Origin of the sequence: Streptomyces sp. NBC_01429, assembly GCF_036231945.1 — a bacterium.
Taxonomy (GTDB): Bacteria; Actinomycetota; Actinomycetes; order Streptomycetales; family Streptomycetaceae; genus Streptomyces.
On the sequence record NZ_CP109599.1, the window covers coordinates 5159240 to 5172068 of the forward strand.

Below are 12829 nucleotides of genomic sequence, written 5' to 3' on the forward strand. Positions count from 1 at the left end.
TGCGGGGAGTCCAGGTTTTGTGAATCCGCGTTACCCCGCCCCGTGGCACTTCCCGTACGTCTCGTCCGCCCCGCACCAGCAACCCGCGTTGCGGGCCGGGGGCCAGGGGGTGGCTCGGCCTCGGGCTGCCAGGGTGGTGGCGTACTGGGGGAGGAGCGGGGGGTGGGCCGGGGAGGACTGTTCCGAGGCGGCGAACGCTTCGTACGAGGGGACCGTGGCCGTGACGATGCCGAGGTTGGGGGTGCCCGTGGCGGCCAGGTCGCGGAGTGAGGACTCCAGGTGGGCGAGGTGGGCCTCGTGGGAGGGGTACTCGGTGGTGAGGGCGGGGTACGCCGTGAGGAGTTCCGTCAGCTCACCGGTCGGCCAGTGCAGCACCGCCACCGGGAAGGGGCGGGACAGGGCCGTGCGGTAGGAGCCCAGTTCGGCGCGGAGGCGGGTGATCTCGGCCTGGAGTTCGGCGGGGTTGTCGGAGCCCAGGGACCAGAGGCGCTTGGGGTCGTGGAGTTCGTCCAGCGCGACGGAGGCGGGGTTGACCTGGTCCGCCAGCGCGTCCCAGGTGTCGTGGTCCAGGCCCAGCAGGCGGCGGACGCGGTGCCGGCCGATCAGCAGGGACTGGGTGGCGTACGGGACTTCCTCGTCCGGCGCGAGCAGCAGCTTCAGGCCCGAGGTGAAGGAGTCGTGGGCCGCTTCCAGCTCGTCGTGGGCCTCCAGCGTCTCCGCGACGATCTCCCACGGCGCCGGCTCCAGCGGGGCCGCGGCGCGTACGCCGTCGATGATGGCGCGGGCCTCCGCCTCGTGACCGTACTCCCACAGGTTGGCGGCCTTGAGCGCCTTCACCAGGTGGGGGTGGTCGGGGGAGTCCGCGAGGAGGCTGTCGTAGAGGCCGGTGGCGCGGTCGTGGTCGCCGGCCAGTTCGAGATGGGCCGCCGCCTGGAGGAGGAGGGGCTCGTTGTCCTCGGGGTACTGGGCCGCGGTGCGCAGCAGGCGCTCGGCTTCCGTGGTGTGGTCAGCAGGCAGCATGTCGGGGCGCATGATGCACACCGTACTGCTGTCCGGGGTGCGTACGGAGGCCATGTCCGGACCCGGTTCCGTGTCCGGCGGTCGTCCCGGTCGTCCCGGCGGTCGGCACGGCGATTCGTCCCGTCGGTACGTCTCGTCCGTACGTCCCCGCGGTCGTCCTGGGACGCGGGCGGTCGCCCGTCCACCCCGTCCCGGTCGGGCTAAGGTCCTGACGTGCTTCGAGACCGCCCCCACCTGCTCTGGCTGCTGGTGCCCTTCGTCCTCTTCCTGTGCGCCCCGCCCTGGGTGAACCGGGTCCAGCCCGTCGTCCTCGGCCTGCCCTTCCTCGCCCTGTGGCTGCTCGGCGCCACCCTCGTCACCCCCTTCGCCGTCTGGCTCACCTACCGCGGTGACCGGCGCCTGGCGGCCCGGCGAGCGGCAGACCGGCGAGCGGCGGACCAGCGAGCGGCGGACCGGCGAGGAAATTCCGGGGGGCGGGCGTGAACGCCGTCGTCGCCACCTCCGTCTTCGGCCTCTTCATGGTCGCCACCGTCGCACTCGGGCTGCTCGCCGTCCGCGGCCGCGCGGGCACCGGAGGCGGGCTCGCCGAGTGGTCCGTCGGCGGCCGCAGCCTCGGCGCCGTCTTCATCTGGGTCCTGATGGCGGGCGAGAGCTACACCAGTTTCAGCTACCTCGGCGCCGCCGGCTGGGGCTACAACTACGGCGCGCCCGTGCTCTACGTGGTCGCCTACATGTCCTGCGGCTACGCGGTCGGCTACGTCGTCGGCCCCATGCTCTGGCGCTACGCCCGCCGCCACGACCTGGTCGGCATCACCGACATCATCGCCCACCGCTACGGACGGCCCTGGCTCGGCGCCCTCGTCGCCGTCCTCGCGAGCGTCTTCCTGCTCCCGTACATCCAGCTCCAGATCACCGGCATGGGCGTGGTCGTCTCGGTCATCTCGTACGGCACGATCAGCCTCGAACTGGGCTACTTCATCGCCTTCGCCGTGACCACCGGCTTCGTCGTGGTCAGCGGGCTGCGCGGCAGCGCCTGGGTCTCCGTGCTCAAGGACGTGCTGGTGATCGGGACGCTCGGCTTCCTCGCCGTGTACGTACCGATGCACTACTTCGACGGGTACGGGCCCCTCCTCGACCGGCTCGTGGACGAGAAGGGCGCCTGGCTGACCCTGCCGGGAGCCGGCGGAGCGAAGAGCGGGCTGGGTACGGGGTGGTTCGTCACGACCTCGCTGCTCAACGCCCTGACCGTCGTCATCTTCCCCACCACCGTCGCCGGATATCTGGGCGCCCGCAGCGCCGACGCGCTGCGCCGCAACGCGATCTGGCTGCCCGCGTACAACGTGCTGCTGTTCGTCCCCATGCTCCTCGGGATGGCCGCGCTCTTCGTCGTCCCCGGGCTGACCGGCGCCGAGTCGAACCTCGCGCTCTTCCGGCTCGTCGTCGACTCGCTGCCCGCCTGGGCGGTCGGGATCATCGGGGTCGCGGCGGCGCTCTCGTCGGTCGTGCCGATGGCCGTCTTCATGCTGGTGATCGGCACGATGTGGGGGCGCAGCGTCCTCTCCCTCGTCCCGCGGCTGCGGACGCGGGAGAAGGGCGCGGCGCAGGTGGTGGTGGTCGCGGCGGGCGTGATCGCGCTGGTGATGACGTACGCGGTGCCCAACACGCTCGTACGGCTCTCGCTCATCTCGTACGAGGCCATGGCGCAGCTTCTGCCCCTGTTGCTGCTGGGGCTGGTGTGGCGGCGCCTTACGCTCGCGGGCGGGCTGAGCGGGCTGGCCGTGGGCGTCACGGCGGTGTGCGCGCTCGTCTTCAGCGGCCACGATCCGGTGTGGGGGATCAACGCCGGGATCGTCGCGCTCGCCGCGAACCTGGTGGTGGCGGTGGGGGTGACGTACGCGGGGAGCGCCGACCGCCTCGGCGGGAAGCGGGACGGGAAGCCGGACGGCAGGCCGGACGACAGGCCGGACTCGGAGGTGCTCGCGCACGATTCCGTGGACGACGTGGACGACACTGCCCTGGACGACACTTCCCTGAACGCTTCCCCGAACGCTTCCTGACCCGTTCTCCGGGCGACGAGGCCGACGGCATCGGGTCCGGCGCCGCCTCCCCGCGCGGCTTCAGCCCCGGGTGACCCATCGTGTATAACGGTTTGAAGCCCATATGCCTTATGGCTCATGTCGTGTGCCGTGACGCCACGACGCCCATGACGCCGTGACGAGCGAGAGAAGAGAGAGGGGTCGGTCATGGTCCGCAGCGCGTTCCGGCTGCTGCGCCCCGCCGGGCTGCTGATCTTCCTCCTCACCGAGGTCCTGCTCGTCGACGCCGGCAGCCTCTCCGCCGCCGTCGCCCTCGCCGCCACCGCCGCCGTGGGCTCCACCCTCGCCGCCTGCGCCGTCATCAGCGCGCGCTCCGTGCCCGCCGTACCGCACCAGCGGGTACGGACGGCCATCCGCGACCGCGAGCAGCGCACCGCGTTCCTGCCGCAGCGCGATCCCGACGGCTCGGGCCGTATCAGGCCCCGAGCCCCCGGCCGTCTTCTGCCGACGGCCGCGTAGGGCTCCGCCGCCCACCACGCCACACCCGCCCCGCCTGCCACCCGACCTGTCCGGTGTCTCGCTGAGCAGTCGCGGAGTACCCCCGCGCGCCGTCATGCCGTACCCGACCCGCCATTCGCCGCCGTATCGCGGTGCTCCTCACCGCCGTAGCGCGATGGCTGTCTTCCCCCGGCACGACGAGACGCCCCGGAGGGCTCACCATGTCCGCTTTCATGTCCGCGTTCGCCCACCTGGTCGGGCTGCTGGCCGATGTTCTCCAGCCGCTCTTCCACGACGGTGCCGCCGCAGCGGCGATCATCCTCTTCACCGCCTGCGTACGGCTCGCGGTGCATCCCCTCTCGCGGGCCTCGGCCCGCGGCCAGAAGGCCCGTACCAAGCTCGCCCCGCAGATCGCGGAGTTGCGGAAGAAGCACGCCAAGAACCCCGAGCGCATGCAGAAGGCGCTCATGGAACTGCACACGAAGGAGAAGGTCTCCCCGCTCTCCGGCTGCCTGCCGAGCCTGGCGCAGATGCCCGCCTTCTTCCTGATGTACCACCTCTTCTCCAGCCGCGAGATCGGCGGCCGGGCCAACGAACTGCTCGGCCACTCCCTCTTCGCCGCGCCGCTCGGCGAGCGCTGGGCGGACGCGCTCGCGGGCGGCGGGGTGTTCGGGGGCGCGGGGCTCGTGTACGTGGCGCTCTTCGCGATCGTCGCGGGCGTGGCCACGTTCAACTTCCGGCGGACGAAGATCCAGATGGCGAAGGCGCCCGCGCTGCCGGCCGGGCCCGACGGGCAGCAGGTGCCCGGCATGGGGGCGATGACGAAGGTGATGCCGCTGATGTCCTTCGCGACGCTCTTCACCGTCGCCGTCGTGCCGCTGGCCGCCGCGCTGTACGTGGTGACGAGTACGACCTGGGCGGCGGCCGAGCGCTACTTCCTCTACCGCGACCTGCCGGCCGCGGGCGCGCTGGCTCCCTCGACCGCGATGTGATCGGACCGCTTCCGTTTCTTCCGTTCTCCCGTTCTCCCGTTCCGATCTGTCTCCGTTGCGTCCCGTGATCCGTCCACGGAATGAACGGGGTCTTGCGTAGTCATCCGATGTCTTGGAGGATCGGCCAATCCCCGTCTGATGGTCGCGGCTCCTGACGGCCGCGGCCGTCAGACGGGTCCGGCCGTACGGGTCGGATTGTTCGGGGCGAGCCGCCAGCGGGATCAGCGGGATTAGCAGGACCAGAGGGATCAGAGGGATCAGAGGGAGAGGGAGACAGCGCATGAAGCTGCTGCGAGTCGGTACGGCGGGGGCGGAACGCCCGGCGTTGCTGGACGAGGACGGGACGACCCTCAGAGACCTCTCGTCGCTGGTCAGCGACATCGATGGCGCGCTTCTCGCCGACGCGGCCGCCCTCGGCCGGATCAGGGACGCCGCCGCCTCCGGTGAGCTGCCGGTCCTCGACGGCGGCGACGCGGCCGGACTCCGGGTCGGGCCGCCGCTCGCGCGGATCGGGAAGATCGTCTGCATCGGGCTGAATTACCACGACCACGCGGCGGAGACCGGGGCGCGGATTCCGGCCGAACCGATCATCTTCTTCAAGGCGCCGGACACAGTGGTCGGACCTGAGGACACGGTCCTCGTCCCGAGGGGCAGCCGCAAGACCGACTGGGAGGTCGAACTCGCGGTCGTCATCGGCCGTACCGCGCGCTATCTGGACTCCGTCGAGGAGGGCCTCGCCCATGTCGCCGGGTACGCCGTCTCGCACGACGTCTCCGAGCGCGAGTTCCAGATCGAGCGCGGCGGTACGTGGGACAAGGGCAAGAACTGCGAGACGTTCAACCCGCTCGGCCCCTGGCTGGTCACCGCCGACGAGGTGCCGGACCCGCAGACCCTGCGGCTCGGCCTCCGCGTCAACGGCGAGACGAAGCAGGACGGGACGACCGCCCAGCAGATCTTCGGGGTGGGTGAGGTCGTGCGCTACGTCAGCCAGTTCATGACGCTCTACCCGGGCGACGTGATCAACACGGGGACGCCGGCGGGCGTGGCGATGGGCCACCCGGAGCCCAAGCCGTATCTGCGGGCGGGTGACGTGGTGGAGCTGGAGATCGAGGGGCTGGGGCGGCAGCGCCAGGTCTTCAAGGACGCGTAGCGACGGGGGAGGGGCGGGCCGGGGGCGGGTTCCGCTCCGGCTCTGCGCCCGCTCCGCCCCGGCCCGCCGCCGGTACGGGTGGTGTACGAGGGGTACGAGGGGTACGGGCGCGGTGCCCGCGCCCCTCACCCCGTTGCGGCTCACCCCCGCAGCCGCTCCATCGCCTCCACCACCAGCGCGTGGTCCTCCGCTTGCGGCAGCCCCGAGACCGTGGCCGCGCCGATGATCCCCACGCCCTCGACGGCGATGGGGAACGAGCCCCCGTGCGCCGCGTACAGATTCGGGTCGAGCCGGGAGGACTCCTCGAAGGTGGTGCCCTTGGCCCGGAAGCGCGCGCCCACGAGCAGCGAGGCGGCACCGTACCGTTCCACGACCCGGCGCTTACGGTCGATCCAGGCGTCGTTGTCCGCCGTCGAGCCCGGCAGGGCGCAGTGGAACAGCTGCCGCGTGCCCTTGCGGATGTCGATCGCCACCGGCGCGTGCCGTCCGCGCGCGAGCCCGACCAGCAGGCTGCCCAGCGCCCACGCGTCGTCGTGGGTGAAGTGGCTGAGGACCAACCGGGCTTCCTGTGCTTCGAGTTCGGCGACGCCGGGCAGTTCGGTGCTCATGACCGGGCCTCCAGAGTGACCGCGACGCCCTCGCGCGCGGAGCGCCGGGCCGCCTCCAGGACGTCGAGCGCCGCCGCCGCCTGACGCGCCGTCACCGGCGGTTCGGTGGCGCCGCGCAGGGCGGCGGCGATGCCCGCGTAGTACGCCGGGTAGTCGCCCGGCTCGGTCTCCACGGGGTGGCCGCCGCCCGTCAGCGGCGACTGGCCCGCGCCGATCCGGCCCCAGAGGGCCTCGGGCTCCACGCCCCAATCCTGCACCTGCCCGGGGCGCTTGCCCTCGCGCAGGTCCGCCTCCTGCGGGTCGAGGCCGTACTTCACGTACCCGGCCTTCGAACCCAGCACCCGGAAGCGCGGCCCCAGTTGGGCGGTGGTGGCGCTGGCGTAGAGATGGGAGCGGACACCGTTCGCGTGCGTGATCGCGATGAACGTGTCGTCGTCGGCCTCGGCGCCCGGGCGGCGTACGTCGCTCTCCGCGTACACCCGTACCGCCGGGCCGAACAGCACCAGGGCCTGGTCGACCACATGGCTGCCGAGGTCGTACAGCAGCCCGCCGATCTCCTCCGCCGCGCCCGACTCGCGCCAGCCGCCCTTCAGTTGGGGCCGCCACCGTTCGAAGCGGGACTCGAAGCGCTGGACGTCGCCCAGCTCGCCGGCGCCGATGAGGCGGGCGAGGGTGAGGAAGTCGTTGTCCCAGCGGCGGTTCTGGAAGACGGAGAGCAGCAGTCCGCGCTCCTCCGCCAGCGCCGCCAGTCCGCGCGCCTCGGCCGCGCTGCCCGCGAGCGGCTTGTCCACGACGACCGGCAGCCCGGCCTTGAGGGCGGCCGTCGCGATCGGGACGTGCGTCTTGTTGGGCGAGGCGATGACGATCAGGTCGAGGGGGGCCGACGGGTCGGACCCGGCGCCTGTGCCGTCGCCGTGTCGCGCCCGCTCCCACAGGGCGTCGGGCGACGCCTCGAACCGTACGTCGGGGAACTCGGCGCGCGCCTGCGCGCGGCGCTCCGGGCTGGAGGTGACGACCGTGTCGAGGACGAGCCCCTCGGTGGCGGCGATCAGCGGGGCGTGGAAGACGGAGCCCGCCAGGCCGTAGCCCACGAGCCCGACGCGCAGGGGGGCGTCAGCGCCCGTGCCAGTTCCGGTACCAGTCATGCGAACCACTTAAGCAACGGTGTTGCCAAAGTGCAAGCAGCAGGGACAATGCGAAGGTGAACGAGGTGAACGAGGTGACGGACAGGCGCGGACGTGACGGGGCCGACGCGGCAGGTGGGGCAGGTGGGGCAGGTGGGGCCGGGCGGGGAGGCGGAGCCGGGGGATCCACCGGAGTCGGCGGCTCCGGCGCGGGCGCCAACCTCCCGGTCCTGCGCGGCCACAACGCCGCGCTCGTGCTCGACCTGCTGCGTACGGCGGGGGAGGGCGGCATCAGCCGGCTGGAACTCGCCGACCGCACCGGCCTCACCCCGCAGGCGGTCAGCAAGATCACCGCGAGGCTGCGCGCTGAGGGCCTGGCGGCCGAGGCCGGGCGCCGCGCGTCCACGGGCGGGAAGCCCAGGACCGTACTGCGGCTGGTGCCGTCCGCCGCGTACGCCGTGGGGGTGCACCTGGAACGGGACGAACTGACGGCGGTCCTGGTGGATCTGGCCGGTGCGCCGGTGGCGGTACGGAGCGCCCCGCTCGACCTCGGCGCGGGCACGGAGCGCGTCGTGGCCGCGGTGGCGCGGGCGGTGGACGCGGTACGCGCCGAGCACGCGCGGACGGGCGGCGGAGCCGCGCCGGGCCGGGGCGCGGGCGAAGGCACGGATACGGGGACGCGTGAGGGCGGAGCCACAGGCGGAGGCGCAGGTACGGGCGAAGGCGAAGGCACAGGTGCAGGCGCAGGTACGCGCGAAGGCGCAGGCACAGGTGCAGGTACGCGCACAGGCACAGGTACGGGCTCGGCGGCCGGGGAGCTGCTCGGCGTCGGCGTCGCCATGCCCGGTCCGCTCGACCACACCTCCGGCGTCCTCGGGCGCGTCACCGGCTTTCCGCAGTGGGCCGGTTGCCCGCTGCGCGACCTCCTCGCCGACCGTCTCCGGCTCCCCGTCGTCCTCGACAAGGACACCAACGCCGCCGCCCTCGGACTCGCGCTGCGCGGGCCGGGCGACTCCTTCGCGTATCTGCACCTCGGTACGGGCCTGGGCGCCGGACTCGTCCTCGGCGGCGCGCTGCACCGGGGCGAACGCACCGGCGCGGGCGAGTTCGGCCACCAGGTCATCCAGCTCGACGGGCCGGAGTGCGACTGCGGGAACCGCGGCTGTATCGAGGCGCTCTGCCTGGCGGCCGTCGGCCGGGGCGATCCGGACGAGGCCGCGCGCGTGCTCGGGGCGGGGGCGGCGAACCTCGTCGGGCTGCTCGACATCGACCGCGTGCTCCTCGGCGGCCGCACGATCGCCGCGCACGAGGAGCGTTTCGTACGGGGCGTGGGCGCGGCCGTCGCCGCACGCGCCCTGGGCGGTACGGCCGTACCGGTGAGCGCGGCCGGAGGCGGACCGCACCCGGTGGCGGAGGGCGCGGCCCAGCTCGTACTGGCGCCGCTCTTCGGGCGCGGGCGGGGCGCGGGCGGCGTGGGTCTCGGCTGATGGGGTGCATTTATGTGATTTGTCGGCGCGGTGAGGTCGGGGCGGCGACGGTGGGCCGAAGGCATATGTCAGCGTCGAGGGCCGGGCAGCCGTAGTCAGGCATCCGCGTCCCGACCGCCTCGCGATCCGCAAAGGCCACGCCACCCATGCAACTGCGCCTGCGTCACGCCCTGGTCATCGGAGTCACCGCCGCCACCGCGCTCGCACCGTTCGTGCTCGTGGTCCATGAACCGGCGGCGGTCGCGGCCGAGACCGACGCCGATGCGGGGGAAGCGGCCGGCGACGAGGCGCCACGGCCTCTCTGCGGCCGGCAGACCGACCGCGACTTCCCGATCCGGGCCCGTATCCACGACGGCCCCGACTCCTACCCGCCGGGCGGCCCGGCCGGGACCTTCTCCCTCGACCTGACGAACGTCACCGGCGCCGCCTGCCGCGACATCCACCCCGTCCTGGTCCTGGTCGACCGGGACCGCAGCCTCTCCGCCCCCGACATCAAGCTGGAGACCGCCGACGCTCGGGGGCGCTGGCGCACGCTGTCGCTGGAGCGGTCCGACGAGGACGAGATCATCGGCGTCCTCGACGACGGTTCCCCGGGGTACGACGTACCGGCGGGCCGGACCGTCACGGTGCGCGCGCGCCTCAGCTTCGGCGAGGACGCCCGCCCGAACGAGATCGCGGTCAGCGCGGCGACCGTGCAGCGGCGCGGCGCCGCCGGGGACTGGGTCGGCGCGTCGGACGCGTACCTCTTCACGGTGGGGGAGGGCGGGGGCGACCGCCCCGAGACGAGCGCGGACACCGAACAGGGAGCCGCACCGAGTACGAGTAAGGGCACAGGCACGGGCACCGGCGCATCGGCGGGTGCAGACACAGGTACGAAATCCAGTCCCGCTCCTACCTCTGCCCCGACCCTCACCCCCACCCCGGCCTCGACCACCACCCCCGGCCCCGAACTCGCCACCTCCGGCCTCTCCCGGGGCGCCCTCCTCGGGCGGGTCGTCGCGGCCGTCGCGCTCCTCGCCGCCGGGGCCGCCCTGTTCATCGGCGTACGCCAGCTCCGCGACGGTCCCCGTACCTGACTCGCCCCCCAGTACCGCCCGCCTGCGGTCCGACCCCCGGCACACGTACCGTCCGCGCCCCACCCTGGATAGGCTGGGCGTGTCGGACCGTGCATTATTGGCCACCGCAGAGCGGAGAACAGTCCAGTGGCAGAGCGCAAGCCGATCGAGTCCTGGCTCACCGACATGGACGGCGTCCTCATCCACGAGGGTGTCCCGATCCCCGGCGCCGCCGAGTTCCTCAAGCGACTGCGGGAGTCGGGCAAGCCCTTCCTCGTCCTCACCAACAACTCGATCTACACCCCGCGCGACCTCCAGGCCCGGCTGTCCCGGATGGGGCTCGACGTGCCCGTCGACAACATCTGGACATCCGCGCTCGCCACCGCCAAGTTCCTGGAGGACCAGCGCCCCAACGGCACGGCGTACGTCATCGGCGAGGCCGGACTGACCACAGCGCTGCACGACATCGGCTACATCCTCACCGACCACGAGCCGGACTACGTGGTGCTCGGCGAGACCCGCACCTACAGCTTCGAGGCGCTGACCAGGGCGATCCGGCTGATCAACGGCGGCGCGCGGTTCATCTGCACCAATCCCGACGAGACCGGCCCCTCCACCGAGGGCCCGCTGCCCGCCACCGGGGCCGTCGCCGCGCTGATCACGAAGGCGACCGGCAAGGACCCGTACTTCGCGGGCAAGCCGAACCCGCTGATGATGCGCACCGGACTCAACGCCATCGGCGCCCACTCCGAGACCAGCGCGATGATCGGCGACCGGATGGACACCGACGTGCTGGCCGGTCTTGAGGCGGGGATGGAGACCTTCCTCGTACTCACCGGCGTCACCACGCACGCCGATGTGGACCGCTACCCCTTCCGGCCGTCCCGGGTCGTTGACTCGATCGCCGATCTGATCGATCGAGTCTGAGGGCGTCGCAGCACGTCAGAGGGGTGTACGGCGGAGCGACTCGCCGGTAACCGCGCGCTCCGGATGCGAAAACCGCCCGCGCGGGTGAGTCTCGGTTCCAGGAGGTTCACGATGCGCTCTGCTTTGCTCGCTCTCCGTGCCGCGAGTGCGGTCGCCGTCCTGGTGGCCGCACCCGCCCTCGGCACCACCGCCGCCCAAGCCAACGACTCCGTACGAGTCACCGTCAAACCGTCCACCGCCGGCCCGGGGGGTGAGGTCGAGGTCCAGGTCGAGGGGTGCAAGGGGCACTCGGCCGTCGCCAAGTCCCGGGCCTTCGTCTCGGACGCCGATCTCGCGCGCCGCGCGTTCGGCGAGGAGTACAACCAGGACCAGGCCGAGACCGCCAGGAACCCCAACTTCGCCGTGCCGCTGCGTGGCCACGTCAAGATCAAACCGTCCGCCACCGCCGGACGGTACGAGATCAACGTGAGCTGTGACGGCCGCGACCACGCCTCGTCCGGGAGCTTCGAGGTCGTCCACGACGGACGGTCCGACGGCGGCAGGGACGGCGGCAGGGACGGGGGCAGGGACCACGACCGGGACCATGACCGGGGCTGGGACAACGACCGGGACCGCCGCGACCACGAACGCCCCGATCACGACAAGACCCCGTACGCACCGGTGCGGGCCGGCGGCGGCGGTACGGCGACCAACCTCGCCGCGTCCTCCGACGCCGACGCCGTGAAGGCGGACGCGGACGCGAAGTCCACGGCCACGAGTACCGGTCCCGGCACCCAGCACGCGGTGATCGGCCTGGTGCTGGCCGGAGTGGCGGCGGTCTCCGTGGCCTTCAGGAGCGTGCGGCGGCAGCGTACGGCCTCGCGCGACGCGGACTGACCGTGTCCGTCAGGGATCACGTCAAGGGCATCAAGGGCATCACGGGCACCAGAAATACCAGAGGTATCAGAGGTATCAGAGGTATCAGAGGTGCGAGGGGCACCAAGGGCCATACGGATCCCGCAGGCCCCAAGGATCCCAAAGGCCCCACCAGCCCCACCAGCCCCACGGGTTCACCGGGCCGCGCCGGCCGAGGAAGACTGCTGACCGGCGTGGCCTGGGCCGTACTCCTGCTCGGGCTCTGGGTCTGGGGCCGGGGCGTCGGTGACGGTCTCGGCGGACGGTCCGCGCCCACCACCGGCGATGTGGCGGCGGTGGGCCGCCCCCTGGGGGTACGGCTGCCGCCCCCCAGGGATCCCCTCGACGACGCTCCGGGTGACGCGCGGCGCGGCTCGGGGCGCGCGTCGGGGCGCGACGCCGTGGCGGCGGCGCCCCCGGCGGTCCCGGCCCCGAAACGGGTCGAGATCCCGTCCCTCGGCATCGCCGCGCCCATCGTGGCGCGCGGCCTCGACGCCGACGGCGCGGTCGACCCGCCGCCGTACGAGACGCCCGGCACGGTCGGCTGGTACGGCGACGGAGTCCAGCCGGGCGCGGTGGGCGCGGCCCTCCTGGTCGGGCATGTGGACACCGAGCAGCAGGCCGCCGTCTTCTACGGGCTGAGCGCCGCCAAACCCGGCGGCAAGGTCGCCGTGACCAGGGCGGACGGGCGGATCGCCGAGTTCACGATCGACGATGTGCGGGTCGTGCCCCGGGACCGCTTCGACGCGAAGAAGGTCTACGGTCCGCGCGAGAAGAACCGCGCGGAACTGCGGCTGATCACCTGCGGGGGGACCTTCGACACGAAGGAGCGCGCCTACACGGCGAACGTGGTGGTCTCGGCGTATCTGACCGGTGTCAAAGAGCCGAGCGGAACGGCGAACCGGTAACCGGTTCTGTCCGCTCCCGTCGTGCGTGGCCGCCGGGCCCGGTATGCCAGGATTGGCGACCGGGCCCGCCTGCGCGGAACCACTCGGAACCACTCGGGACCGCGGGGGGCATGGCGGTGCGCGGTGACAT

The 12829-nt window shown here is 72.7% G+C and carries 13 protein-coding genes; 10 read left to right on the forward strand and 3 right to left on the reverse strand.

All coding sequences use genetic code 11. The annotated features are described in order from the left end of the window. Positions 1 to 30 precede the first annotated feature (30 nt). Positions 31 to 1032, reverse strand: a complete 1002-nt coding sequence (locus tag OG627_RS22735) for a tetratricopeptide repeat protein (protein WP_329067906.1) — start codon at positions 1030 to 1032, stop codon at positions 31 to 33. Positions 1033 to 1233: 201 nt separating this feature from the next. Between OG627_RS22735 and OG627_RS22740 the strand changes: the two genes are divergently transcribed. The 5 genes from OG627_RS22740 (at position 1234) to OG627_RS22760 (ending at position 5696) form a co-directional block, all read left to right on the forward strand. Next, a complete protein-coding gene (locus tag OG627_RS22740; RefSeq protein WP_329067908.1) occupies positions 1234 to 1503 on the forward strand; it encodes a DUF3311 domain-containing protein in 270 nt (89 codons plus the stop codon). Then, positions 1500 to 3077: a sodium:solute symporter family protein gene (locus OG627_RS22745; protein ID WP_329067910.1), complete on the forward strand. Its 1578-nt coding sequence runs from the start codon at positions 1500 to 1502 to the stop codon at positions 3075 to 3077. The genes OG627_RS22740 and OG627_RS22745 overlap by 4 nt, the downstream gene beginning before the upstream one ends. A gap of 186 nt (positions 3078 to 3263) precedes the next feature. Then, positions 3264 to 3575 (forward strand): DUF6412 domain-containing protein, encoded by a 312-nt coding sequence (locus OG627_RS22750; RefSeq protein WP_329067912.1) that lies wholly within the window; start codon positions 3264 to 3266, stop codon positions 3573 to 3575. Positions 3576 to 3775: 200 nt separating this feature from the next. Then, positions 3776 to 4546, forward strand: coding sequence for a YidC/Oxa1 family membrane protein insertase (locus OG627_RS22755; RefSeq protein WP_329067914.1), 771 nt, complete (start codon positions 3776 to 3778; stop codon positions 4544 to 4546). A 280-nt stretch (positions 4547 to 4826) separates the two neighbouring features. Further along, entirely contained in the window at positions 4827 to 5696 is an 870-nt protein-coding gene (locus OG627_RS22760) for a fumarylacetoacetate hydrolase family protein (RefSeq protein ID WP_329067916.1), read from the forward strand. A gap of 140 nt (positions 5697 to 5836) precedes the next feature. On the opposite strand, the gene OG627_RS22765 is transcribed toward OG627_RS22760, so the two are convergent. Together OG627_RS22765 and OG627_RS22770 are read right to left on the reverse strand one after the other, a co-directional pair. Further along, on the reverse strand, positions 5837 to 6304 hold the full coding sequence (locus tag OG627_RS22765; RefSeq protein WP_329067918.1) for a heme-degrading domain-containing protein: 468 nt from the start codon (positions 6302 to 6304) through the stop codon (positions 5837 to 5839). Further along, on the reverse strand, positions 6301 to 7449 hold the full coding sequence (locus OG627_RS22770) for a Gfo/Idh/MocA family oxidoreductase (protein ID WP_329067920.1): 1149 nt from the start codon (positions 7447 to 7449) through the stop codon (positions 6301 to 6303). Before OG627_RS22770 ends, OG627_RS22765 begins: the two co-directional genes overlap by 4 nt. 65 nt (positions 7450 to 7514) lie before the next feature. Here OG627_RS22770 and OG627_RS22775 point away from each other — a divergent pair, with 65 nt between their 5' ends. The 5 genes from OG627_RS22775 (at position 7515) to OG627_RS22795 (ending at position 12699) form a co-directional block, all read left to right on the forward strand. Further along, a complete protein-coding gene (locus tag OG627_RS22775; protein ID WP_443073644.1) occupies positions 7515 to 8915 on the forward strand; it encodes an ROK family transcriptional regulator in 1401 nt (466 codons plus the stop codon). A 146-nt stretch (positions 8916 to 9061) separates the two neighbouring features. Beyond that, positions 9062 to 9991 carry a hypothetical protein gene (locus OG627_RS22780; protein WP_329067922.1) on the forward strand — a complete coding sequence of 310 codons (930 nt, stop codon included), beginning with the start codon at positions 9062 to 9064 and terminating at the stop codon, positions 9989 to 9991. Between the two features lie 126 nt (positions 9992 to 10117). Beyond that, complete coding sequence (locus tag OG627_RS22785) at positions 10118 to 10897, forward strand: HAD-IIA family hydrolase (RefSeq protein ID WP_329067924.1); 780 nt, start codon at positions 10118 to 10120, stop codon at positions 10895 to 10897. A 111-nt stretch (positions 10898 to 11008) separates the two neighbouring features. Then, entirely contained in the window at positions 11009 to 11773 is a 765-nt protein-coding gene (locus OG627_RS22790; protein ID WP_329067926.1) for a hypothetical protein, read from the forward strand. Positions 11774 to 11985: 212 nt separating this feature from the next. Further along, positions 11986 to 12699 carry a class F sortase gene (locus tag OG627_RS22795; RefSeq protein ID WP_329067928.1) on the forward strand — a complete coding sequence of 238 codons (714 nt, stop codon included), beginning with the start codon at positions 11986 to 11988 and terminating at the stop codon, positions 12697 to 12699. Positions 12700 to 12829 lie beyond the last annotated feature (130 nt).

Coding starts and splice junctions, on each gene's coding strand:
- OG627_RS22735 (WP_329067906.1), bottom strand. CDS start 1,032: ATGCGCCCCGACATGCTGCCTGCTGACCACACCACGGAAGCCGAGCGC.
- OG627_RS22750 (WP_329067912.1), top strand. CDS start 3,264: ATGGTCCGCAGCGCGTTCCGGCTGCTGCGCCCCGCCGGGCTGCTGATC.
- OG627_RS22755 (WP_329067914.1), top strand. CDS start 3,776: ATGTCCGCTTTCATGTCCGCGTTCGCCCACCTGGTCGGGCTGCTGGCC.
- OG627_RS22760 (WP_329067916.1), top strand. CDS start 4,827: ATGAAGCTGCTGCGAGTCGGTACGGCGGGGGCGGAACGCCCGGCGTTG.
- OG627_RS22765 (WP_329067918.1), bottom strand. CDS start 6,304: ATGAGCACCGAACTGCCCGGCGTCGCCGAACTCGAAGCACAGGAAGCC.
- OG627_RS22770 (WP_329067920.1), bottom strand. CDS start 7,449: ATGACTGGTACCGGAACTGGCACGGGCGCTGACGCCCCCCTGCGCGTC.
- OG627_RS22780 (WP_329067922.1), top strand. CDS start 9,062: ATGCAACTGCGCCTGCGTCACGCCCTGGTCATCGGAGTCACCGCCGCC.
- OG627_RS22790 (WP_329067926.1), top strand. CDS start 11,009: ATGCGCTCTGCTTTGCTCGCTCTCCGTGCCGCGAGTGCGGTCGCCGTC.